This window comes from Denitratimonas organivorans, from assembly GCF_037478135.1.
In the GTDB taxonomy this organism is placed as follows: Bacteria; Pseudomonadota; Gammaproteobacteria; order Xanthomonadales; family Xanthomonadaceae; genus Denitratimonas.
On sequence record NZ_JBBHDV010000001.1, the window covers coordinates 375,026 to 397,294 of the forward strand.

Genomic DNA, 22,269 nt, shown 5'->3' on the forward strand with positions numbered 1-22,269 from the left:
AGGCGGCGTGGATATTGAGGCGCGTATGCCGGCTGCTTGCAGTTGTTGGCTTCCCGCTCGGTTGCAGCGAGTTTGACTTCAACGCACCGGTGGTCCGAATTCAGTGGGCATCTCGACTGGACCAGTGGTTTGATAGGGATTCGGCCTGTTTCAACACCAATTCCACAGCTTCAGGCTGCTTGTCAGGTGGGTACTTCCATTTCTGTAGGGTACGCCGCACCAGAATCCGCAGCCTGGCACGCACGCTTTCGCGTACCGGCCAATCCACTGTGGTGCTGTTGCGCAGTTTTTCGGTAATTTCGACGGCGATCTTCTTGAGAATCTCGTCGCCGAGGTCACGCACGGCGCTTTCGTTATTAGCCAGAGCATCGTAGAAAGCGATCTCGTGGGGATTTAGCCCCAGTGCGGCTTCACGCGCCAACGCTGCCTGAAAGTCCTTGGCCATCTGGATCAATTCCTCGATGACCTGTGCCGTCTCAATGGCCCGGTTGTGGTACTTGCGCAAGGTTTCCAGCAGGCGGTCGCCGTACTTCTTCTCCTGCACCACGTTGTTGCGCGCCCGCGCCTTGATCTCGTCGCGCAGCAGCTTTTCCAGCAGTTCCACCGCCAGGTTGCGGCTCTTCATCTGCCGCACGTCTTCCAGGAACTCTTCCGACAGCAAGCCGATGTTGGGCTTATTCAGGCCCGCCAGAGCGAAGATATCCGCCACCCCGTCTGCGACGATGGCATTGTCCAGGATCTGCTTGAGCGCGCTGTTCTTGTCCGCGTCGGAGCGCTTGCGGTCCACCGTGGTGAACTTGACGATGGCGGCTTTGACGGCGGCGAAGAAGGCAATCTCGGTGCGCAGGGCGGCGGCTTCATCCAGCGTGCTGCACAGGGAAAACGCCTTGCTCACGGCCAGCATGGCATCCAGAAAGCGCTGCTTGCCGTCCTTCAGCCCCAAAAGGTGGTTGGCCACGGGCACCAGCAGCTTCATCGCGTCGGTCTCGAAGCGTTGATAGTCAAAGCCATGCATCAGCCCGCGCACGATGTCGAGTTTTTCCAGCAGCACGGCCAGCGCCTCGGCCGCATTGTGCGTCGGGTCGCCCTTGCCCTTGGACTCGGTGTAGGTCTTGAGCGCCGCTTTCAGCTCGTTGGCGATGCCGATGTAGTCCACCACCAAGCCGCCGGGCTTGTTGCGGAACACCCGGTTGACGCGGGCGATGGCCTGCATCAGGTTGTGGCCCTTCATGGGCTTATCCACGTACATGGTGTGGCAGCAGGGCGCGTCGAAGCCGGTCAGCCACATGTCGCGCACGATCACCAGCTTCAACGGGTCCGCCGGGTCCTTGAAGCGCTTTTCCAGGCGTTTCTTCACCTGCTGGCTGTACAGGTGCGGCTGCAGCAAGGGCTTGTCCGCTGCCGAGCCGGTCATCACCACCTTGATCGCGCCCTTTTCCGGGTCGGCATCGTGCCAGTCCGGACGCAAGGCAACGATGGCGCTATACAGCTCAGCGCAGATATCACGGCTCATGCACACGATCATCGCCTTGCCTTCCAGCGTGGCGGTGCGTGTCTCGAAGTGCTGCACCAGATCGGCCGCCACCTGTTCCAGACGCGGTTGTGCGCCCACCAGCTTGGTCAGCGCAGCCCAGTCGCTCTTGGTTTTCTCGCGGGCGGTGATGTCCTCTTCGTCCTCGATGACTTCATCCACCTGGGCATTGAGCGTGTCGATCTCGGCCTGGTTCACGTCCAGCTTGGCCAGGCGGCTTTCATAGAAGATCGGCACCGTGGCGCCATCGTCCACCGCATCCTGGATGTCGTAGATGCTGACGTAATCGCCAAACACCGCCCGCGTATCCTTGTCCTCCAGCGCGATAGGTGTGCCGGTGAAGCCGATGAAGGTGGCGTTGGCCAACGCGTCGCGCATGTGCTTGGCGTAGCCAAATACGTACTTGCCAGTCTTGGTATCCAGCCGCCCCTTCATGCCGTACTGGCTGCGGTGCGCCTCGTCGGAAATCACCACGATATTGCTGCGGCCCGACAGCAGCGGGTGCTTTTGCTCGTCGTCGAGCAAGGCAAACTTCTGTACCGTGGTGAAGATGATGCCGCCCGCCTCACGCGAGGCTAGCATCTCGCGCAGGTCCTCGCGGCTGCCGGCCTGCACCGGCGTCTGTCTGAGAAGGTCTTCGGCGGCGCAGAAAGTACCGAAAAGCTGTCCGTCCAGATCGTTGCGGTCGGTCACTACCACCAGCGTGGGGTTCTTCATCTCCGGCTGCTGCAACAGCTTGCCCGCGTAGCAGGCCATGGTGATGCTTTTGCCCGAGCCTTGCGTATGCCACACCACTCCGGCCTTGCGGCTGCCGGGCTGGACTTCCTTGCCGTAGGTGGCACGCGGCTCCTGCACTTCCAGAAGACCCTTGTTCGGGCTGCTGGCGGCGATCACCGTGGCTTTCACTGCCTCGCGCACGGCATGGAACTGGTGGTAGCCCGCAATCTTCTTGATGATCTGATCGGCATCCTGCTCGAACAGCACGAAGTGGCGCACATAGTCGAGAAACAGCGCCGGCTCGAAGAATCCACGCACCAGCGTTTCCAGCTCGAACTGAAGCTGCGGCCGGTCGTCCTCGTCGGCAATCGCCCGCCAGGGTTGCATGCGCTCCTGATTGGCCGTCAGAGAACCCAGCCGCGCCGTGAAGCCATCGCTGACCACCACCGCCACGTTGGTGTTGAACAGGTCGCCGATCTCGTCCTTGTAGGTCTGGATCTGGTTGAAGGCATCCCAGATGTCGGTCTGCTCGTTGGCCGGGTTCTTCAGCTCGATCACCGCCAGCGGCAGGCCGTTGACGAAGGCCACCAAATCGGGACGGCGCGGCTGCTTGGTGCCAGTCACGGTGAATTGGCTGACCAGCAGGAAATCGTTGTTGCGTGGGTTGGCGAAGTCGATGAACTGCGCCAGATCGGTGCGCTTCTCGTCGCTCACGGAAAATTCGACGGGGATGCCGGCCAGCAGCAGCCGATGCACGCGACGGTTGCGAGCGATCAACAGTGGCTCGCTGACCGTCAGCAGCTCATGTGCCGCCTGCTCCAGCGCCGTAGCGGGGATGTGCGGGTTGATGCGGGTGAGCGCGGCCAACAGGCGTTCGCGCAGCACCACTTGGCGGTAGTCGGTGCGCGCAGGGTTGTCGCCATCAGGCGCAATCTCTGGGCCGTTGGCATAGCTCCAGCCCAATTCACCAAACCAGCCGATGGCGGCTTCTTCGAGTTGTTGTTCGGTAATCATGGGGTGCGCGGTTCCATTTTTTGCCGTTGATGGCCCAACACCGTCAGGCGATAACGCTGGTTTCGGCTGTTCGGCTTGTCTGGCAAGGTCATCTCCACCAGGCCAGTTGCCAACGCAGGCAGCAGATAAACCTTGCGGAAATTTTCTCTATCGGCCAGCCCCAAGGCGATTTGAATTTCATGCCGCGTCATTTCTCCCCGCATTACGGCAAGCACGGCTTCAACTTGCGGGGTGACTTGACGGGTATCTTGCGGGGTCAGGCCATCCAGCGCCTGCCGGATACAGGTCAACATGAACTGGATGAAGGGCGCGCAGTCTGTGGCAGCGGTGCTGTCGTTAAGCGCCTGATAGTAGGCCGCCTGCCGCTGATGAATCAGGCTTTCCACCGGCAACCACGCCAGCGCCGGCTGCCAGCGGGACAGCAGCAAGGTTTGCCAGAGCCGACCCATGCGCCCGTTGCCATCGGCAAAGGGATGGATGAACTCGAACTCATAGTGAAAGACCGAGCTGGCGATCAGCGGATGCTCCCGGGTGCTTCCCAGCCAGCCGAACAACTGCCGCATCAATACCGGAACACGGTTGGCAGGCGGTGCCATGTGCAGCACCTTGTCGCCCGCCATCACGCCCACACCGCTCGCCCGGTACTGCCCGGGATGATCGAGCAACCCCGTCATCAGCAGCCGATGCGCGGCCAACAAATCTGTTTCATTTGAACCGCCCCAACTCGACAAGTGCTCGTACACCAACAGCGCATTGCGTGCCTCCTGCAACTCACGCGGCGGCGCCAGCACGGTCTTGCCCTCCAGCAACGCCGTGATCTGCTCTTCCGATAGCGTATTGCCCTCGATGGCCAGCGAGCCTGTCACCGTGCGGATGCGGTTGATACGACGCAGGCGCAAATCCAGCCCCTGCTCCGGCAAGAGACTCAGCCGCCCCACCTGTTCCGCGATGGCAGCGACCAGCGAGACGATATCGCTGGTGAGGGTGTAGGGGGGCTGGTAGGTCATGCCCAACCCGCCATTTCCGATGTCGCTATCGGCCGATGATTGCCCATAACCATTGCTACCTCATCTGCCATGTGCCGAGGCTCTTGTCTCTTGAAGTGGGCTGCCGCAGCGCCATCTTCGGTTTGCGATGAAACAAGAAAATCATGTAAATCATCAACTTGTATCAATACGGGCAACCCTGCCCGGTTTGCGATGAAATGACTCACGCCCATGCCGGGATGTATCTGGCATAGCGCCGCGAGCCCGGCGCGTTGGGGTCGTTCTTGACCAAGCCCTGCTCGATGGTGGCAGTGATGATCTGCGACACCGTGTTGCTGCTGCCTTCGGACAGGCCGAAGCGCTCACGCAGCGACTGGTTGGTCATCTGCCTGCGCCACAACAACACATCTTGCTCACTGTCTTGACTTATGCTAAGCGCGGCCGTTATAATTTCGCGCAGCTCATCTACCACGCGTAGAAGGAGTATCCGAAGCCCTTGCACAGCAATGTGCCGGGGCTTCAGTCTTTCTGGGCTGCCCGCCATGCGTTCCGCTCCTTCGTGAACTTGCCGATAGTGTGTCCTCGCAGGCAGTACGCCGTCTTCAACAGATAGAACTTTGGCCCTTGCCGGGTCTGCCGCTTGGCCAGCACCACAGCAAAGTCATGCTGCTCTGCCCAAAGCACTACGTGGGTTTGCCCCCGACGCTCGTTCTCCCACCACGAAAACCCAGGCGAACCAGCATCCGCATGTTGGATGCACCAAGCCACCCAACGTACCCGCTCACAACGCCGTAGATCCGGGATGCGCTCTTCCTCGTTGCGGTTGCGCTGATCGGGCGCTTCAGAAATCAGGTGCCAGAACCCGTAGCCTTTGCACTTGGTTTCAGGTCTGAATTGCACTTTGAGCGGGCTACCGCAAAACGTCAGCCGTGCATGTGCCACGGTTTCCAAATAGATTGCGTAGATCGCGTCCTCATACGCTTCCCACCCCGGAAAAGCGCTCATGGAAATGAGGTCGGGCGGTTGCGTCAAGACTGCGCTCTCCAGACCAGCAGATTGAACTTCTCGGCTCGCCACAAAGAGCTTTGCTCCAGCGTCAAACCTGAACGATGCCGAATATGCGCCACCAGCGCCTGCTTGGCCGGGCTGCCATGCAACCCACGATGCACATAGGAAAGCGCGCCAATCAGCAAGTCCGCCAGTTGCAGCAAGGGCACATCATGCGACTGCACCTGCTCGATGGATTCGATGATGCTGCGGTCGAAGTCGTAGTTCGCGTTGCACAGCACCTCGTGCAGCTTTGCCACTTTGCGGCGGCCTTGCGTGTCCTTGATGTCGAGAAAGATGCGGTAATGCTTTTCCGGGTCGATCAGCCGATTGAGCAGCGTGTACCACTGCTTGTAATAAAACGCGTCATGGTTTTGCGTAAAACGTCCATGATCCAGCAACTGCTTGTCCGGCACCACCAACCCACGGAAATGCAGCATGGCTTCATCGAAAAACAAGTCCAGCAGCGCCTGATAGAACGGCAACTTGCCCGGTGACACCTTCACCCATTTGATTTCAAAGCTGGCTGGCAAGCCATGTTCGGCTTTCAATGCCTTGATCTTGCGCGACAACAGCTTGCGTTGGTCTGCCGGGCACCACAATGCCCCCAGCACCATCGCCTTCATGCCGTCGTTTTCCAGATGGCAGGATTCGTCGCAGTAGATATGCACGGTGCCTGTCATGCAGGAATCTCCACATCGGCCACCGACAACTCGCCGGAGAGTAGTTTGGGCAGGAGGGCATCGCGAAGAGTTGCAAGCGATCGATTCTGATCGATTAGCCTTTGCTTTTCCATTGCCATAGCTTCTGCCGTTTCCGAAAAAAAGCTGACCAGCCGCTCGTCTGGACAAGCAAAAGAGTATGAAGGAACACCTTCCTTGGACAAGTGCAAAACCGTTGTACCAGAGGTGTGCGCGAAGGTGTGAGATTGAAAAGCATCAGTCATAAACAGGCCATAGAGAAACTGTCGGCTGACTCGTTTATTCAATGGGCGAATGATGCCGACGTCGAGGGAAGCAACCAAGGTCTTAAAATGGTCAACGCCAACAACAACAGCAGGCTTTCCAATTAATTCGGCAGCCTGCGTTACGTCGGTATAGGCAACGATGAGATCGCCAGCCAGAACCACCTGTTCGGGCTTATAAGGGCCAACGTATGGCTTAAAACCATCCATTCGAAAACCGCCGCCCCGCTCGAACGACTTTAGGGTTACGAGCGCAGCTTGATCGTTATCAACCAAATCCTTGCTTGAATATGATTTCCCCTTTACCACTTCAGCAACGTCACGGATCGGCGTAGGCGTCCACCCCTTCGGAATCTCGCCTAACACCGAGTCCTCCATTGCATCGGGAAACAACGCAGCGGTGGCGGCGAGTTGGTCGTGGTGCTCGCGGGGCATCTGGTCGAGTTCGGCGTCGGTCTTGCCGCTGATGACGCGCATGGCGGCGCGCAGCGGGTCCTGGCCTTGTTCGATGGCGGTGATCTTGGCCTTGACTGGGTCGAAATCGACAAACCATGATTTGAAGATGGATTGCGCTATGGCTTCGAGGGTTTGGTTGATGCGGCGGTTGAGGTCGATCTTGTCGTCGAGATGTCTAAGTACAGCAGCGACTCGAATTTGTATTGCCAAGTCGACCCACGGGACTTGAAGCTCAGCCAAGTCTGACCCTCTAATACCCGATGCTCCCGCACCTTGCTCGACGATTGATTCGATCAATTTCCGCCCAGTGAAGCTACTAAAAAGATAGAAGTAGAAGTCCGGGTCAGCCAAGTTGCGATTAAGGCGACACCGAATCACGTGGGACTCGAAGCAAACCTCCTCGTCGTCATTCACGAAGATCGAGCATTTTCCAGCACCTGCAAATACTAAAGACTGTCGCGCAAATAATAGGTCGCCAGCTGCGAGAAGCGAGGAATTTCGTTCAGCCTGATTTAGCGGGACACGATCCATTGTGACATTTGTCATCCGTGGGTTAGCAAAAAGCTCCCCCATATTGACCATCTTTGTCCCTGCACCTCGTACTGCTTTGGGCTTCGTCAATCCATTACGGAGCGGAATAGCAAACAGATCTTTGAAGGGCTTAGATTGCATAACCCAACCCTGCCAAATTCTTCTTGATCTCCGCTTCCAGCTTCGCACTCTCCGCAAACTGCTCCGCTAGTTGCGTTGTCAGCCGCTGCATCTTCTCGGCAAAGGGCTCGCCGTCTTCTTCCTGCTTTGCTGCACCCACATAGCGCCCCGGCGTGAGCACATGCTCATGCTTACGTATGTCTTCCAGTGTGGCGGAGTAGCAGAAGCCGGGGATGTCCTGGTAGGCCCCCTCTCCCCGGCCCTCTCCCACGAGGGGAGAGGGGGGCATCTGCCAGGCATGGAAGGTGTCAGCAATTTTCTGGATGTCGTCTGGGGTGAAGTCGCGCAGCACGCGGTCTTTCATGTAGCCCAGCTGTCGGGCGTCGATGAACAGGAATTCGCCGCGCCGGTCGCGCTTCTTCTTGTCCAGCGCAAATCCGTTCTGCTTGTCGCGGGTCAGAAACCAGATGCAGGCCGGAATCTGGGTATTGGTGAACAATTGGCCGGGCAGCGCGACCATGCACTCGACGTAGTCGTCCTCGACCAGCCGCTTGCGGATTTCGCCTTCGTTGTTGGTGTTGGAACTCATCGAACCGTTAGCCAACAGCAGCGCCATGCTGCCGGTAGGCGCGAGGTGCCAGAGCATGTGCTGCAACCAGGCGAAGTTGGCGTTGCCCTGCGGTGGCGTGCCGGCGATCCAGCGCGGGTCAGCGGCCAGCTTTTCGTTCCACCACTCCTTCATGTTGAAGGGTGGGTTGGCCATGACGAAGTCGGCGCGCAGGTCCGGGTGCAGGTCGTTCAACAAGGTGTCGGCCGGGCCGCTGCCGAAGTTGAAGTCGATACCGCGAATGGCCATGTTCATCGCGGCCAGCCGCCAGGTGGTGGGGTTGCTTTCCTGCCCGTAAACGCTGATCTGCCCGGCTGCTTTTTTGCCCTGGCCGTTGGCCGGTTTGCCACTGTGCTGCTCGATGAACTCTTCGCTTTGCACGAAGAAGCCACCGGAGCCCATGGCCGGGTCATAGACGCGGCCCTTGAACGGCTGAAGCATTTCCACGATCAGGGTAACGATGCTCTTGGGCGTGTAGTACTGGCCGCCCTTCTTGCCTTCGGCCAGGGCGAACTGGCCGAGGAAGTATTCGTAGACGTGGCCGAGGATGTCCTTGGATTTCAGGTCCAGCGGCTGGCCCTTGTATTCGCGGGCAGCGAAGTCGGTATCCGAGAAGTGACTGATCAGCCCGGCCAACTTGCTGGAGTCGAGCTGCACGCGGGCGAAGTCTTTGTTGAGCACGTTCTTCAGACGGGCGTTCTCACGCTCGACAGCTTCCATGGCGTTGTCGATCAGCCAGCCGACCGAGCGCATTTCTTCCGGCTCGTCCTTGCCGGGCTTGTTCCACGGCAACGCCGCCTTCGGTGGCAGTTGCGCGCAGTCGCGCAGGGTCTGCCAACGGGCTTCTACCGGCACCCAGAACACGTTCTTCTCGGTGTAGTAGTCGCGTACTTCCAGCTCGGCGGCGATGTTTTCTTCATACTCCTGCGTGGCTTCACCAGAGTCCAGCAGGCCGCCGTACTCGTCCGGGTCCATGTAGTAGTCATGGTCTGGATCGGTGAACTGTTCGCGCAGTTCGTGCTGGCGTTCCTCAAAAGCGTCGGAGACGTATTTGAGGAAGATCAGCCCGAGCACGACGTGCTTGTACACGGCGGCATCGAGGTTGGAGCGAAGTTTGTCGGCGGCGGTCCAGAGTTTTTTTTCCAGGTCGGTGAAGAATTGGTATTCGATGGAACTCATCTCGTTATCCATTGCGATGTGATGGCGGGTTTGATTCCAAATGCTCCTGGAAGGAGCGGTGCAGGACATGACTTGGATATCGTGGCGGCAGATTCGTCATCCGCGAGTGACACTGAGCTGTCGCGTCCACGCCCGCCCGTACCGCCCCATACTCCCCGATATCATCGGTAAGGGCCAGATTGAGGCGTTGGGTGGCTACTGCGGCTGGACGTTGCAGCCGCAGTCATAGCTGGCTCAGCGCCGCAATATCGCCAGCAGCGCGTTGTGGAAGCGTTCCGGGGCTTCCACCTGCGGCGAGTGGCCGAGTTCGTCGAATGAAACCAGGGTCGAGAACGGGATGCTGCGCACCGCGCGCTGGCCAAGTTCTGGGTAGTTGCCGAGGCGGGACTTGAGTGGTTCCGGGGTGAGGTCGCGGCCGATGGCGGTGCGGTCGCGCTGGCCGATGAACAGCGTGGTGGAAACGCGGATGTTGGGAAATTCATGCACCACCGGCTGGGTGAACACCATGTCCGAGGTCAGGGCCTGGTTCCACGCCACGCGCTCGCCGTCGGGGCCGGCGTACATGCCGGCCAGCATGTCCACCCAACGATCATATTCGGGTTTCCATTCGCCGTTGAAATAGATGTCGCGCTGGTAGCTGCGGATGCTGTCGGCGCTGGTCTGCTTTTCGCGTGCGAACCAGTCGTCGATGCTGCGCCAGGGCACGCCCATGGCCTGCCAGTCTTCCAGCCCGATCGGGTTCACCATCAGCAGGCCGTTGGTGGCTTGCGGGTACATCAGCGCGTAGCGCGCGGCGAGCATGCCGCCCATCGAATGGCCGAGCACGTGGCTGCGTTGGATATCCAGATGCGCGAGCAGGGCGCGGGTGTTGGCGGCCAGCTGGTGCAGGCTGAACTGGTAGTGCTCGGGTTTGCTGGATTTGCAGAAACCGATCTGGTCCACCGCCACGACGCGGTAACCGGCTTCGCCCAGTGCGTCGATGGTGGCTTCCCAGGTGGCGGCGCAGAAATTCTTGCCGTGCAGCAGCACCACGGTGTCGCCGTTGGGCTCTTTCGGCGTTACGTCCATATAGGCCATTTCCAGCGTCTGGCCCTGGCTTTCCAGTGTGAAGATGCTGACCGGGTGCGGATAGTCGAAGCCTTCCAGACGGCCGCCGTATTCGCTGGCGGCGGCGGACAGTGCGAGGCAGAAACCCAGGCCGAGGCTGAGGTGGCGGATCAGGCGGCGCATGGCGACTCCGGGAGGGTGACAGGCGGCCAGATTAGCAGTGCCGGCTGCTTCCTTCTTCCGGGATGTCCGGGCTACGTGTACGTTCAATGCCGGCCGCGCATCCAGTGGCGGTGCAGGTGCTGGGCGGCGGCATCGAGTACGAAACCGAGCGCGCCGATCAGCACGATGGCGGCCATCAGTTCGGAATAGGCCAGGCGGTCGCGTGTATCCAGGATGAAATAGCCCAGCCCGGAACTGACGCCGAGCATTTCGCAGGGCACCAGGATGATCCAGACGATGCCGATGGCCAGCCGCAGGCCGGTCAGGATATGGCCCAGCGCGCCTGGCAGCACGATGCGGCGCAGGGTTTCCCAGCGCGTGGCGCTCAGGCTGTGGGCCAGCAGCAGCCAGCCGCGATCCAGTTGGCGCACGCCGGCGGCGGTGTTGAGGATGATCGGCCAGACCGCAGCAAAGGCGAGCAGGAAATAGATCGGCGCATCACCGATGCCGAACAGCATCACCGCGATCGGCATCCACGACAGCGGCGACACCATGCGCAGGAACTGGAAGGCGCCGCTGGTGGTGGATTCGAATTTGCGCGAAGCGCCGATCGCCAGCCCCAGCGGCACGCCGATCAGCAGCGCAAAAAACAGCCCGACCGCGACCCGCTTCAGGCTCACCAGCGTATGCGAGGTGAGCTGGTTGTCGGCCAGCAGCTGCCACAGGCTGGACAGCGCCTTGGCCGGCGAAAACGCGGACGCCATGCCCATTCCGTCGCGCAGCAGCCAGACGCCGATGCCCCAGAACAGCAGCAGCGCCAGCAGGCCGCCCAGGCTCAGCACCAGATGGCGGCCGCCGGGCAAGGGCGCCTGGCGGGTGTTCACGCACCCACCGAGAAGGTTTCGCTGCGGCTGTAGCCTTCCGGCACGCCGAAGCGGGTGATGCCGCCGATGGCTTCGACCGCGTGGCGCACATAGCGCTCATCGACCAGATCGGTGGCGACTTTTGCCGGATCCAGCCCCTGGAGAAAGTCGTTGCGGCCTTCCACATGGGTGAGCTTGAGCAGTTCCACCAGCTTCTGCGTGTAGCTGGGGTACGGATAAGGCTGGAAGTCGATGCGCTGCTGTTGCCATTGCGGATGCAGGATCGCGCCGCTGTCGTGGTAATGCGCATCGCGTTCGGCCGAAGGCAGCAGCACGCGGCCCAGCACGGCCTTGTCGTGCGGGGTGTAGTCGGCTGGGTTGCCGCGCGCCAGGATGTCGACGGTGGCAGCGCGGTTGTTGCGGATCCAGTCCTGCGCCTGGACGATGCCGTTGACCACCTTCTGCGACCACTCCGGGCGCTGTTCCAGATCCCGCTCGTGCATGGTTACCACGCAGCAGGCGTGGTTGCGCCAGACATCGCCGGTGAAGCGCTGGATCTTGCCGACCTGCAGTTCCTCGGCGATGGCGTTGAACGGCTCGGCCACGATGTAGCCGGAAATCTGCTTTGAACCCAGTGCCGGCAGCATGTCGGCCGGTGACATCACCACCAGCTTGACCTGCTTCGGGCCGGGGTTGCCGTTGCTGACCGGCTCCAGCCCGGCCTCGCGCAGCACCTGCTGCAGCACGATGTTGTGCACCGAATACCAGAACGGGATCGCGACGCTGGTGCCGCCCAGTTCGTCGAGTGAGTTGATGTCCTGGCGCACGGTCAGGCCGGAGCCTTCCATGTGGTTCCAGGCCACCACCTTGATCGGCGCCTGGCTGCCGTAGCGCGCCCAGACCGTCATCGGCATCAGCAGGTGCACGACGTTGACCTGGCCGCTGAGGAAGGCTTCCACGATCTGCGCCCAGCTGCGGAAGCGGCGCGGTTTTTCCACCTTCAGACCCTGCTGTTCGAACAGGCCGTTGTGGTGCGCCACCAGCAGCGGGGTGGCATCGGTGATCGGCAGGTAGCCGATGCGCACCGGTGCATCCGGATCGGCGGCATGGGCCTGGCGGCCGGCCTGCAGCAGCGGCAGCGCGGTGGCGGCCGAGAACAGCAGCGAGAGCTTCAGGAACTGGCGGCGGCTGGAATGGATTCCGTCCTCGCAACCGCAGTGCGGATCGATCGGTGGCAGGCTCATGCGGCGTGGTCCTTGGCGGGGGAGCTGGAAGACGGAAAGGCGCTGCGCAACGCCTGCAGGATCTGCACGCGCTGTGCGGCCAGCTGCGGATCGGTGATGTCGCGCGGCTGTGCCGGCTGCGGTTGCCACTGGCCGACAACGCAGCCGGGCTGGCCGCCGACCAGCACGATACGGTCGGCCAGCAGCAGGGCTTCGTCGATGTCGTGCGTGACCAGGATCGCGGCGGCACGATGGCGCGCGGTGACATCCAGCAGCAGCGTCTGCATCTGCGCGCGGGTGATTTCATCCAGCGCCGCGAAGGGTTCGTCCAGCAGCAGGATTTCCGGCGCGCGCGCCAGGCTGCGTGCCAGCGCGGTGCGCTGCGCCATGCCGCCGGACAGTTCGGATGGAAAACGATGGCGCGCCGCCGTCAGGCCGACTTCGTCGATGGCCTGCTGCACGCGCTGCCGGCGGGTCTCCAGGGAAAGGCGCGGCTGGTGGCGGAAATCCAGGCCGAAGGCGACGTTTTCCTCCAGATCCAGCCACGGCAGCAGGCACGGGTCCTGGAACACGAAACCCAGGCGCGGGTCCGGTCCATCGAGTTCGCGACCGCGGATGTGCACCTGTCCGGCCAGCGGCGGCTGAAGGCCGGCCAGCACGCGCAGCAGCGAGGATTTGCCGACCCCGCTGGGGCCGAGCAGGGCGAGGATTTCGCCTTCGGCCAGATACAGCGAGAAGTCTTCCAGCACCGCAGCGGCGCCGGCATAACCCAGTGTGACGCCATGCGCTTCCAGCACCCGAGCAGGGGTGCCGGAATGGGCTGCCGTGCGGGGCGATGGAACAGGGGAAAGGCGGGCTTCGATGGCGGCGGCAAGGTTCATGTGTCAGGCCGCCTGTTCGTGTTGCAGCTGCTGGATTTCCTTGCGCAGGTGCTTGAGCGCCGGGGTCACGATGGCCACGAACATTGCTTCGCGCAGGCGCCGCTGGGCCGGATGCGCCATCAGATAACCGGCCGCACCGGCATGCAGCGCGGCCGATTGGGTGGCCTTCAGCGCCAGCTCCGAGGTCCGCGCCCGTGCTTGCAGGATGTCGACCGGCGCGGCCTGGCGCGGTTGCGCAGCCAGTGCGCGGGTCATGGCCTGCAAGGCGAGGAATTCGGTTTCCAGCGCGCTGCCCTGGTCATCGAGAAACTGGTTGACGTGGGCAAGCCGCTGATTGCTGTCGCTGATCGTTTCCAGACTGGCCTGCACGATGCCCAGCCCGATGCCGATCTGCAGCAGCAGGAAGCCGGGCTTGATGCGCTGCATGAAGTGTTCGAAACGCTCCGGCGTGGCCAGTACGTCGGCGTCCGGTACGAAGGCTTCCTTCAGCCGCACGCTGAAGGTGCCGGTGCCTTCCATGCCGGCGAAGGCGGGGCAGGGGCGCAGCGTCAGCGCTTGTGAATCGGGCGCCACCGCGAACAGCAGATAGCCCCCTTCCTCAACCGCAGCGGCCGCGATCAGCAGATGGCCGGACGCCAGATTGGAGACCCATGGCAGGCTGCCGCTGATGCGGTAGCCGGTGCCTTCGCGGCGGGCGCGCAGGTTGATCCGTTCGATCCCGGCCAGGTGCTTGACGGTGTTCGACATGCCGGTGCCAGCCAGCAGTTCGCCACGCGCCACCTTGGACAGATAGCGCTCGCGCACCTGCGCGTTGTCGCTGTGCGACAGATACCAGGCGCACACGCTCTGGCACCAGGCCAGGAACGCGGTGGCGCCGCAGCTGCGCGCGACCTGCGCGATGTGGTCGATCTGCGCGGCCAGGCCCAGCCCAGTACCGCCTTCGCCAGTCGACACGCCGGCACCGAAACCGCCGAGCGCGCCGAACTGGCGCAGGAAGGTGGCCGGGTAATGGCCTTCACGGTCGATGGCGTCCACCAGCGGCGCCAGTCCGGACTGGATCAGCGCCTGCAATGCCGCCTGCCGCGCCGGGTGATGTTCGACGATGCTCATGCCGGCCTCCGGGGCTCAGGCGAAGGCCTGCAATTCGGGATTGATCGGGGTGCGCGCCAGGTTGTTGGCGAAGTTGCACAGCGTGGCCAGGCTCACGCCCAGCACCACATCCAGCGCCTGCGCATCGCTGTAGCCGGCGGCGCGCAGTTCGGCCAGTGCGGCATCGGGCACGTCGCCGCGATGCTCGATCACCAGTGCGGTGAAGCGCGCCAGCGTGTCCAGTTTCGGATCGGGCACGGGGCTGGTGGTGCGCAGCGCCTCGACCAGTTCCGGCGCCAGTTGCAGCTTCTTCAGCGACAGCTTGGTGTGGCCGGCGATGCAGAAGCCGCAGCGGTTGTGGACCGCAGCGGTGATCTGCACCACTTCGCGTTCGGCCGGGCTCAGGCTGTTGCGGCCGTTGATCGCGCCGACCACCTGGTAGGTTTCCAGCGCGGTGGGCGCATTGGCCAGGACGCCGAGCAGGTTGGGCAGGAAGCCGTTGGCCTGTTGCGCGGCCTGCAGGCGTTCACGCGCGGCGTCCGGCGCGCTCTCGATGCTGTGGATGGGAAGACGGCTCATTGTCGCGATACCCGTAAAGGGGAAGGCGCACGATTCTAGGAACGCGTCGGCGGCAACCGAACGAAGCGGGTCGCATCACCTTATGCGGTGCCGGCATGTGCCCGGCGCGGCGGGCCGCTTCCAGTAACATGGAGACATGTTGCCAGCCGGAGCGGCATTCCATGGGCGATATCACCGAACTTCTGCATGCGGCCCGCCCGGGGGATGGCAAGGCGCTGGATGCGGTGTTCGACAAGGTCTATTCGAGCCTACGCGCCATGGCGGCCCAGCGCCTGGTCTGGCAGCCGGGCGAGAACACCCTCAGCGCGACCGAACTGGTGCACGAGGCCTATCTGAAACTGACCGGGGCCAGCCGTCTGGATCTGATCGACCGGCACCATTTCCATGCCTGCGCGGCCCGTGCGATGCGGCAGATCCTGGTCGATCGTGCGCGTGCACGCGGCGCGGCCAAGCGTGGCAGCGGACTGGCTGTCTGCACCCTGGACGAAGTCGGCGAAGTGGCCGTGAGCGAACCGGAACTGCTCGATATCGACGCGGCGCTGGATCGGCTGGACGCCATTTCCCCTGGTCTGCGCGAGCTGGTGGAAATGCGCGTGTTCGCCGGTCTGACGCTGGCGCAGCTGGCCGAGACCAGCGGCCGCTCTTCACGCAGCATCAGCCGCGATTGGCAACGCGCGCGTGCGTTGCTGCTGGCGCAGCTGGACACGCAGGCATGAGCTGTCGGCCATTCCGCAAGCGCCGCGTGTGCTGTCGGGGCTGATGCCATGGATGCGGCCGAGCGCGAGATCTGGATCCAGGCTGATCGCATCTTTTCCGGACTGATCGAACTGGACCCGGCCACGCGTGTGGAACGGCTGGCGGCCATGTCGCTGCCGCCACCGGTCCGCGCCTGTCTGGATCGCATGCTGCAAACGCTGGAACAGCAACCGGACTGGCTGGAACGCGATGGCGCGTTGTTGCAGCGCCAGCAGAACGACGACGCGCCGCCGGATCGCCAGACGATGGCCGGGCGGCGCCTGGGCAGCTGGGAAATCGAATACGAACTGGCGCGCGGCGGCATGGCGGTGGTGTACCGCGCGCACCGTGTCGATGGCGCGGCGGACCAGGTGGTGGCGTTGAAACTGCTGACCGTGGCCAGCCTGGGCTGCCACGGCAGCGCCCAGTTCCGGCGCGAAACCGACATCCTGGCGCGGCTGGCGCATCCGCACATCGTCGGCCTGATCGACGCCGGCGTCGCCGATGACGGCACCCCATGGCTGGCGATGCCGCTGATCCAGGGTGAACACATCGACCGCTGGTGCGAACGGCGTGCCCTGGACACACGCCAGATCGTGCAACTGTTCCGCCAGGTGACGATGGCGGTCGCGGCGGCGCACCGCAACCTGGTGATACACCGCGATCTGAAGCCTTCCAACATGCTGGTCGATGCCGAGGGACAGGTGCAGCTGCTGGATTTCGGCATCGCGCGCCTGATCCGTCCGGACGACCAGGCCACCGCGACCCAGTGGCGTGCGCTGACACCGCGTTACGCCGCGCCCGAACAGTTCACCGACAGCCCGCCGAGCACCGCCACCGACATCTACGGCCTGGGTGCGGTGCTGTACCGCCTGCTGACCGGGCAATCGCCCGAGCCTGGTGGCGGCGATGTCTCGATCACCCTGCCATCGCGCGTGGCGCGGGCCGATGCCGGCATGGCCGCGCGCCATCTGCGGGCGCTGCGCAACGATCTGGACCGGGTATTGATGAAGGCGCTGGCGACCGATCCGGCGCAGCGCTACAGCTCGGTCGATGCCTTCATCGCCGATCTTGATCGCTGGCTGGCGCAGCGCCCGGTACTGGCGACCCCGCCGGGGCGTGGCTATCGCCTGCGCAAGTTCATCGGGCGGCACCGCTTTGGTGTCGCGGCCGCCGCCGGCATCGTGCTGGCCCTGATCGGCGGCCTTGCCGGAACCCTGTGGCAGGCGCGCGAGGCGCGTCAGCAGGCGGTGCAGGCGGCGGCCGCGCGGGATTTCGTGCTGGAACTGTTTTCCGCCGCCAACCCGGACATCGCACCGGGCCAGGATCCCTCCGCCTCGCAACTGTTGCGCAGTGGTGCTTCACGCATCCGCGATGTGTTTTCCGAGCATCCGCAGGTGCGTGCGCAGATGCTGGGCACGATCGGGCGGGTGCAGCTGGAACGCGGCCTGCTGGATGATGCGCAGGCCTCGCTGGATCAGGCGCTTGCCGCTTTTGAAAGCGCCGGTCGCGCCGATCCGGACTGGGTCATGGCGCTGGGTGATCGCGGCTTGCTGGACTACGAGCGCGGTGATCCGGTGCGGGCTTTTCAACGCCTGCAACAGGCGCAACAACTCGCGGCCGAGGCCGGGTTGGCACCGGATCGGCCGGAGCGTCTGTTCCTGCAGGTGCGCAGCGCCGAGATGCTGGTCGAACTCAAGCGCGAGGCCGAGGCCGAACGCATGGTTCGGCAGGCGCTCGAACGCATCAGTGCCGTAGGTCTGGATGATGCGCCGATCCATCCGGACGCACTCGGCGTGCTCGCTGCGAGCCTGCAATACCAGGGGCAGCGCGAGGCGGCGCTGGAGGTATTGCTCAAGGCCGAAGCGCAGCAGCGGCGCATTGCTCCGGCACACCCGCGCATGGCGGTGATCCTCAACGATCTGGCGCTGCTGTTGCATCGCCTGGAGCATTTCGATCAGGCCCAGGCAACGATGCAGCAGGCGCTCGAACGCCACCAGGCGATCTATGGCGAACGCCATCCGCAGACCCTGCATGTGATGGCCAACCGTGCCTCGCTGCTGCGGGTCTGGTCAGGGCCGGAAGCGTCCGCACGCGAATACGAACGCCTGCTGCCGATGATCGCGCAGGCGCTGGGACCGGAGCCGCACTCGAGCCACGTCAACGCGCTCGGGCAACTGGCGCTGGCACAGGAAGGCGCCGGCGAAACCGAGACCGCATTGCAGACCGCGCACCAGGCCTGGGCGATGCACCAGGAGCTGCGTCCGGACTTGCGCGCCCGCACCGACTGGGTGGCCGGCATCCTTGGCCTGATGCTGTGGGAACGCGATGATCCCTCGGCAACGGAATTGCTGGCGGCCTTCACCCCAGCGCACTGCGATGCACTGGAAACACGCACTCCTTTCACCCGCCGGCTCTGCATCGTCCAGGCGCTGCGTGCCGCCGACGCCGGCCACTGCACGCTGCCTGCGGCCAATCCCCCGGCGCAGTCGGACCTGAGCAAGATGGAGCGCCACTGGTGGCTGGCGTGGTGGTGGCTGGCGCGGCGCTGCGGTCAGGTCGATGCCGCCGACGCCGGGGCTGCGATCAGCAGGCTGGTGACATCGGAGCCGTTGCCAGCGTGGCTGACGCGGCGGCTGCATCGCAACGCAGGCGACCTGCACTGATCGTGATGGCCGGATCAGCCTGGCCGGAACTTCTCGCCGGCCATGCGGATGCCCCAGATCAGCTCCACCAGCGCGCGATTGTTGAGCAGCGGTTCGCCGCCCAGGATCAGCCAGTAACCCACGCCATCGACCCAGAACAGGGTGAACGTGGTGGCCGGCATCAGCATGTCGATGCTCTCGTGGAATGACACCGCGCGGCCGGTGCCCTTGTAGCCGCGCTGCTTCTGGCGGTTGACGAAATCCAGGAAATCCGCCGCCGCCACCGACAAGGTGTCGGCCTCGTCCTGGGCATAGCCCACGCGCGCCAGGCAGAAGCCGTCATCGGAGGCCAGCGCCGCCATGCGCGAACCGGAAAGACCGGCAATCGCGTGCGGCAGGTAATCGTCCAGCACCACGTCCGGGGCCTGCAATTCACGCCCGATCTCGTGCAGCCAGCCGCGTTTCAGGCCTTCTTCCAGCAGCGTCTGACGTTCCGCATCCTCGCCCAGCCAGACGCTGCGGCGCAGCGCCGAGCCGCGCGGCACCAGGGTCTGCAAGCGGGCGCTGGTCGTATCCGGCGTGCGATCGGCGAATGCCAGCAAGGCTCCGGCCGGGGTCAGCATCAGATACGGATCGGCAGGTGCGATGCTCATTGCCGTTCCGTGCTCAGCCCGGCGCGCCGGCGCGAACCGGGTCCAGACCGTGGATCAGGGTGCCGACCAGCGTGGCCATGTGCGCGCGGCTGCGCGGATCGGCTTCCATTACCGCCGAGGGCAGACCCAGGCTATGCATTTCCCGCGCCACCTGCTGGCGCACCTGCCAGCCGGCGGCTTCGGCGTGGGTGATGCCGACCACCAGTCCGGTCTGATCGATGAAGCTGCGGAACTCGTTGACGTAGGTGCGCAGGTCGGCCACCGGGTCGGCGGCGTCGCCCTTGAGCAGCAGCACCAGACCGAGCGCGTTCTCGGCGAGGATTTCCCACATGAAGTCGAAGCGCTTCTGCCCCGGCGTGCCGTACAGATGCACCTGGTCGCCGTTGTCCAGCCGCATCACGCCGTAGTCCATCGCGACCGTGGTGGTGCGCTTGAGACGACGGGTTTCGTCGGTGGCCACACTTTCGGTGCTGACCACTTCGATGTCGGAAAGCGCCTGCACCGCGGTGGTCTTGCCGGCACCGACCGGGCCTGCGAAAACGAGTTTGTACACAGCCATGGGCGGGTGGTCCTCAGAAGAGCCGGTCGAGCAGGAATTTGAAGAAACCGCGCCGCTGCGCGTCGTTTGGCAATGGTGCGGCGGCATCGGGCGATGCGCTGTCTCCGGGCGTGACCTGTGCCGCACCGGAAAGCAGGGTGAGTACCGCGAAACGGTAGACCTCCTGTTCGCGGCCCGGGAACAGGCGCGCCAGCGCAGTCATCGATTGCGGTGTGCGCGCACAGGCGGCCGCCAGTTGCACATCGAGCGGCCCGACGGCACCCAGCCGGGTGAAGTTGGGCAGGCGTTTCAGACGCAGTTGCAGGTCGCCGTGCGGGTGCAGTTTCAACGCGGGGAACCAGGTGGCGGCCAGCTCCCAGGTGAGCGTGTCCAGCGGCAGCCGCATGCGGTGTTCCAGTACGCCGAAGCGTTCGTGCACCGCCTTTTCGGCTTCGGTACTGCTCAGCGACTGAAGCGTGATCTGATCCAGCACGGTCGGGGTGCTGAGCATTTTCTGCAGCATCGGCAGGCGCAGGCCGGTTGCGACCCAGCCCTGCTGCACGCAGGCCACGAAGGCGACACTGGTGTTGAAGTGCAGCATCACCGCGTCGCCGGCGGCGAGGAGGCGTTCGCCCAGGATCATCAGTGGCTGCGTGCGCAGCTCCGGAAACACGCGCAGCAGGACCGGCACCGCGCCCGTGCGCAGGCCGATGCCTCGGGGCGCCGGCTTTGCGGCAGGGCGTGCAGCCGGGGCAGGTGCGGCGATACGCGCAAAAGCGCGCGGTGATGTCCACAGGTTTCGCGGGTTCGGCCCTGACGGGGCTGCGGAACAGGGGCAGAGCGGGCCATGCACGGCCCGGATATCGCTTATGCACGGCGTTGCGCCGCGCGCCGGTACGCCCGGAAAGATCTGTTCGCGTGAAGCCGGTGGCAGTGCCGGTGGCGCGGCCCGCCGGTTCAGCACTCGATGACGTTGACCGCGAGGCCGCCGCGCGAGGTTTCCTTGTACTTGTCCTGCATGTCGCGGCCGGTTTCGCGCATGGTCTTGATGACCTTGTCGAGGCTGACCTTGTGCTTGCCGTCGCCGCGGAAGGCCATGCGCGAGGCGTTGATCGCCTTGACCGAGCCCATCGCGTTGCGCTCGATGCATGGAATCTGGACCAGCCCACCGATCGGGTCGCAGGTGAGGCCGAGGTTGTGTTCCATGCCGATTTCGGCGGCGTTTTCGATCTGGCTGGGGCTGCCGCCCAGGGCGGCGGTCAGGCCGCCGGCGGCCATCGAACAGGCCACCCCGACTTCACCCTGACAACCGACTTCGGCGCCGGAAATGCTGGCGTTTTCCTTGTACAGGATGCCGGTCGCGGCGGCGGTCAGCAGGAAATCGAACACGCCTTGTTCGTTGGAGCCAGGACAGAAGCGGTCGTAATAGTGCAGCACCGCCGGAATGATGCCGGCCGCGCCGTTGGTGGGCGCGGTCACCACGCGTCCGCCGGCGGCGTTTTCCTCGTTCACCGCCAGCGCGTAGAGGTTGACCCAGTCCAGTGTGGTCAGCGGGTCGCGGATCGCGGCTTCCGGGCGCGTCGACAGTTCCCGGTACAGCATCGGCGCGCGGCGGCTCACATGCAGACCGCCGGGCAACGTGCCTTCGGAGCGGATGCCGCGTTGCACGCAGGCTTGCATCGCGGCCCACAACTCGCGCAGACCATCGCGGATTTCATCGGCGCTGCGCCAGACCTGTTCATTGGCGAACATCATCTGTGCGATCGACAGCCCGGTTTCGTTGGCGCGGCGGATCAGTTCATCGCCGCTGTCGAACGGGTGGGGCAGCGGGGTCTTGTCCGGCACGATGCGGTCGGCGGCGGCCTCATCCTGGTTGACGACGAAGCCGCCGCCGACCGAGTAGTACTCGCGCGTGGCCAGTATTTCGCCGGCCTCGTCGAAGGCGGTGAAGCGCATGCCGTTGGGGTGGAACGGCAGTTTCTGGCGCTTGTGCATCGCCAGATCCTTTTTTTCCTCGAATGCGATGCGGTGCTTGCCGCCCAGCATCAGTGCGCGCTCGCTGCGGATGCGCTCCAGCGCGGCAGGGATCAGATCCGGATCGATCAGGTTGGGTTCCTGCCCTTCCAGGCCGAGCAGCAGGGCGGTGTCGGTGCCGTGGCCGCGGCCGGTCAGTGCGAGCGAGCCGTAGACTTCGGCCAGCACCCGCGTGACGCGTGGCAGCAGGCCGGCTTCTTCGAGCCGGTGCGAGACAAAGCGGGCGGCGGCACGCATCGGCCCGACGGTGTGCGAACTGGACGGCCCGATGCCGATCTTGAACAGGTCAAAGGTGCTGACAGCCATGGAGTTTCGAGTCCTGGTAGTGGTGCGGTCTGGGTAGCCGGCTATTCTAGTCGGCCACCGCCCTTGCCATCTGTTGCACCGCCATATGTCATTGATTCTCTATCAGCGCGACGACTGCCATCTGTGCGATCTGGCACTGGATGTGCTGGCCTCAGCCGGCACGCCGGAGTTCGAGAGCGTGTTCATCGATGGTGACGCAGGGCTTGAGGCGCGCTACGGCATGCGCGTGCCGGTGCTGCGCGATGCGGTGTCCGGCAATGAGCTGGACTGGCCGTTCGATGCGGATGCGGTGGCCGGTTTTCTAGCGGCGTCGAACCGGCCGCGCTGATGCGCACGCGAACGGGCTGGGCAGGATAAAGGCG

The 22,269-nt window shown here is 63.8% G+C and carries 21 protein-coding genes; 3 read left to right on the plus strand and 18 right to left on the minus strand.

Going from position 1 to position 22,269, the window contains the following annotated elements:
* Window positions 1-100 precede the first annotated feature (100 nt).
* The 14 genes from WDB66_RS01675 to WDB66_RS01740 form a co-directional block, all read right to left on the minus strand.
* Entirely contained in the window at window positions 101-3,262 is a 3,162-nt protein-coding gene (locus WDB66_RS01675) for a type I restriction endonuclease subunit R (protein WP_339396688.1), read from the minus strand.
* Window positions 3,259-4,269, minus strand: coding sequence for a Fic family protein (locus tag WDB66_RS01680; protein WP_339396689.1), 1,011 nt, complete (start codon window positions 4,267-4,269; stop codon window positions 3,259-3,261). The genes WDB66_RS01675 and WDB66_RS01680 overlap by 4 nt, the downstream gene beginning before the upstream one ends.
* A complete protein-coding gene (locus tag WDB66_RS01685) occupies window positions 4,266-4,475 on the minus strand; it encodes a hypothetical protein (protein ID WP_339396690.1) in 210 nt (69 codons plus the stop codon). Before WDB66_RS01685 ends, WDB66_RS01680 begins: the two co-directional genes overlap by 4 nt.
* Window positions 4,472-4,633 (minus strand): hypothetical protein, encoded by a 162-nt coding sequence (locus tag WDB66_RS01690; protein ID WP_339396691.1) that lies wholly within the window; start codon window positions 4,631-4,633, stop codon window positions 4,472-4,474. The genes WDB66_RS01685 and WDB66_RS01690 overlap by 4 nt, the downstream gene beginning before the upstream one ends.
* 134 nt (window positions 4,634-4,767) lie before the next feature.
* Window positions 4,768-5,280, minus strand: a complete 513-nt coding sequence (locus WDB66_RS01695; RefSeq protein WP_339396692.1) for a hypothetical protein — start codon at window positions 5,278-5,280, stop codon at window positions 4,768-4,770.
* Window positions 5,277-5,978, minus strand: a complete 702-nt coding sequence (locus WDB66_RS01700; RefSeq protein ID WP_339396693.1) for a DUF3800 domain-containing protein — start codon at window positions 5,976-5,978, stop codon at window positions 5,277-5,279. The genes WDB66_RS01695 and WDB66_RS01700 overlap by 4 nt, the downstream gene beginning before the upstream one ends.
* Complete coding sequence (locus tag WDB66_RS01705) at window positions 5,975-7,387, minus strand: restriction endonuclease subunit S (RefSeq protein ID WP_339396694.1); 1,413 nt, start codon at window positions 7,385-7,387, stop codon at window positions 5,975-5,977. The genes WDB66_RS01700 and WDB66_RS01705 overlap by 4 nt, the downstream gene beginning before the upstream one ends.
* Window positions 7,377-9,152: a class I SAM-dependent DNA methyltransferase gene (locus tag WDB66_RS01710; protein ID WP_339396695.1), complete on the minus strand. Its 1,776-nt coding sequence runs from the start codon at window positions 9,150-9,152 to the stop codon at window positions 7,377-7,379. The genes WDB66_RS01705 and WDB66_RS01710 overlap by 11 nt, the downstream gene beginning before the upstream one ends.
* A gap of 234 nt (window positions 9,153-9,386) precedes the next feature.
* Window positions 9,387-10,370 (minus strand): alpha/beta fold hydrolase, encoded by a 984-nt coding sequence (locus tag WDB66_RS01715; protein WP_339396806.1) that lies wholly within the window; start codon window positions 10,368-10,370, stop codon window positions 9,387-9,389.
* Between the two features lie 95 nt (window positions 10,371-10,465).
* Window positions 10,466-11,245, minus strand: coding sequence for an ABC transporter permease (locus WDB66_RS01720; protein WP_339396696.1), 780 nt, complete (start codon window positions 11,243-11,245; stop codon window positions 10,466-10,468).
* On the minus strand, window positions 11,242-12,468 hold the full coding sequence (locus WDB66_RS01725; protein ID WP_339396697.1) for an ABC transporter substrate-binding protein: 1,227 nt from the start codon (window positions 12,466-12,468) through the stop codon (window positions 11,242-11,244). Before WDB66_RS01725 ends, WDB66_RS01720 begins: the two co-directional genes overlap by 4 nt.
* Window positions 12,465-13,328 carry an ABC transporter ATP-binding protein gene (locus WDB66_RS01730; RefSeq protein ID WP_339396698.1) on the minus strand — a complete coding sequence of 288 codons (864 nt, stop codon included), beginning with the start codon at window positions 13,326-13,328 and terminating at the stop codon, window positions 12,465-12,467. Before WDB66_RS01730 ends, WDB66_RS01725 begins: the two co-directional genes overlap by 4 nt.
* A gap of 3 nt (window positions 13,329-13,331) precedes the next feature.
* The gene (locus tag WDB66_RS01735) at window positions 13,332-14,438 is read right to left on the minus strand and encodes an acyl-CoA dehydrogenase family protein (protein ID WP_339396699.1); all 1,107 of its coding nucleotides are present in this window, start codon (window positions 14,436-14,438) and stop codon (window positions 13,332-13,334) included.
* A gap of 15 nt (window positions 14,439-14,453) precedes the next feature.
* Entirely contained in the window at window positions 14,454-14,996 is a 543-nt protein-coding gene (locus WDB66_RS01740; protein ID WP_339396700.1) for a carboxymuconolactone decarboxylase family protein, read from the minus strand.
* 161 nt (window positions 14,997-15,157) lie between these two features.
* Here WDB66_RS01740 and WDB66_RS01745 point away from each other — a divergent pair, with 161 nt between their 5' ends.
* Both WDB66_RS01745 and WDB66_RS01750 read left to right on the plus strand, forming a co-directional pair.
* Window positions 15,158-15,712, plus strand: a complete 555-nt coding sequence (locus tag WDB66_RS01745) for an ECF-type sigma factor (protein WP_339396701.1) — start codon at window positions 15,158-15,160, stop codon at window positions 15,710-15,712.
* Between the two features lie 48 nt (window positions 15,713-15,760).
* Entirely contained in the window at window positions 15,761-18,397 is a 2,637-nt protein-coding gene (locus tag WDB66_RS01750) for a serine/threonine-protein kinase (RefSeq protein WP_339396702.1), read from the plus strand.
* 14 nt (window positions 18,398-18,411) lie between these two features.
* Here the strand turns inward: WDB66_RS01750 and WDB66_RS01755 are convergent, their stop codons facing one another.
* The 4 genes from WDB66_RS01755 to WDB66_RS01770 form a co-directional block, all read right to left on the minus strand.
* Window positions 18,412-19,029 (minus strand): hypothetical protein, encoded by a 618-nt coding sequence (locus WDB66_RS01755; RefSeq protein WP_339396703.1) that lies wholly within the window; start codon window positions 19,027-19,029, stop codon window positions 18,412-18,414.
* A gap of 13 nt (window positions 19,030-19,042) precedes the next feature.
* Window positions 19,043-19,588: a GTP-binding protein gene (locus WDB66_RS01760; RefSeq protein ID WP_339396704.1), complete on the minus strand. Its 546-nt coding sequence runs from the start codon at window positions 19,586-19,588 to the stop codon at window positions 19,043-19,045.
* Between the two features lie 13 nt (window positions 19,589-19,601).
* Window positions 19,602-20,258, minus strand: coding sequence for a hypothetical protein (locus tag WDB66_RS01765; RefSeq protein WP_339396705.1), 657 nt, complete (start codon window positions 20,256-20,258; stop codon window positions 19,602-19,604).
* A gap of 266 nt (window positions 20,259-20,524) precedes the next feature.
* Entirely contained in the window at window positions 20,525-21,907 is a 1,383-nt protein-coding gene (locus tag WDB66_RS01770; protein ID WP_339396706.1) for an L-serine ammonia-lyase, read from the minus strand.
* Between the two features lie 85 nt (window positions 21,908-21,992).
* On the opposite strand from WDB66_RS01770, the gene WDB66_RS01775 reads away from it, so the two are divergent.
* Entirely contained in the window at window positions 21,993-22,235 is a 243-nt protein-coding gene (locus WDB66_RS01775; RefSeq protein ID WP_339396707.1) for a glutaredoxin family protein, read from the plus strand.
* Window positions 22,236-22,269: the final 34 nt, after the last annotated feature.

What these genes read in the sequence shown, in the direction of transcription:
- WDB66_RS01725 (WP_339396697.1), bottom strand. Translation starts at nt 12,468, where the DNA reads ATGAGCCTGCCACCGATCGATCCGCACTGCGGTTGCGAGGACGGAATC.
- WDB66_RS01710 (WP_339396695.1), bottom strand. Translation starts at nt 9,152, where the DNA reads ATGAGTTCCATCGAATACCAATTCTTCACCGACCTGGAAAAAAAACTC.
- WDB66_RS01740 (WP_339396700.1), bottom strand. Translation starts at nt 14,996, where the DNA reads ATGAGCCGTCTTCCCATCCACAGCATCGAGAGCGCGCCGGACGCCGCG.
- WDB66_RS01680 (WP_339396689.1), bottom strand. Translation starts at nt 4,269, where the DNA reads ATGACCTACCAGCCCCCCTACACCCTCACCAGCGATATCGTCTCGCTG.
- WDB66_RS01745 (WP_339396701.1), top strand. Translation starts at nt 15,158, where the DNA reads ATGGGCGATATCACCGAACTTCTGCATGCGGCCCGCCCGGGGGATGGC.
- WDB66_RS01730 (WP_339396698.1), bottom strand. Translation starts at nt 13,328, where the DNA reads ATGAACCTTGCCGCCGCCATCGAAGCCCGCCTTTCCCCTGTTCCATCG.
- WDB66_RS01675 (WP_339396688.1), bottom strand. Translation starts at nt 3,262, where the DNA reads ATGATTACCGAACAACAACTCGAAGAAGCCGCCATCGGCTGGTTTGGT.
- WDB66_RS01690 (WP_339396691.1), bottom strand. Translation starts at nt 4,633, where the DNA reads ATGACCAACCAGTCGCTGCGTGAGCGCTTCGGCCTGTCCGAAGGCAGC.
- WDB66_RS01760 (WP_339396704.1), bottom strand. Translation starts at nt 19,588, where the DNA reads ATGGCTGTGTACAAACTCGTTTTCGCAGGCCCGGTCGGTGCCGGCAAG.
- WDB66_RS01750 (WP_339396702.1), top strand. Translation starts at nt 15,761, where the DNA reads ATGGATGCGGCCGAGCGCGAGATCTGGATCCAGGCTGATCGCATCTTT.
- WDB66_RS01700 (WP_339396693.1), bottom strand. Translation starts at nt 5,978, where the DNA reads ATGACAGGCACCGTGCATATCTACTGCGACGAATCCTGCCATCTGGAA.
- WDB66_RS01775 (WP_339396707.1), top strand. Translation starts at nt 21,993, where the DNA reads ATGTCATTGATTCTCTATCAGCGCGACGACTGCCATCTGTGCGATCTG.
- WDB66_RS01755 (WP_339396703.1), bottom strand. Translation starts at nt 19,029, where the DNA reads ATGAGCATCGCACCTGCCGATCCGTATCTGATGCTGACCCCGGCCGGA.
- WDB66_RS01735 (WP_339396699.1), bottom strand. Translation starts at nt 14,438, where the DNA reads ATGAGCATCGTCGAACATCACCCGGCGCGGCAGGCGGCATTGCAGGCG.
- WDB66_RS01705 (WP_339396694.1), bottom strand. Translation starts at nt 7,387, where the DNA reads ATGCAATCTAAGCCCTTCAAAGATCTGTTTGCTATTCCGCTCCGTAAT.
- WDB66_RS01770 (WP_339396706.1), bottom strand. Translation starts at nt 21,907, where the DNA reads ATGGCTGTCAGCACCTTTGACCTGTTCAAGATCGGCATCGGGCCGTCC.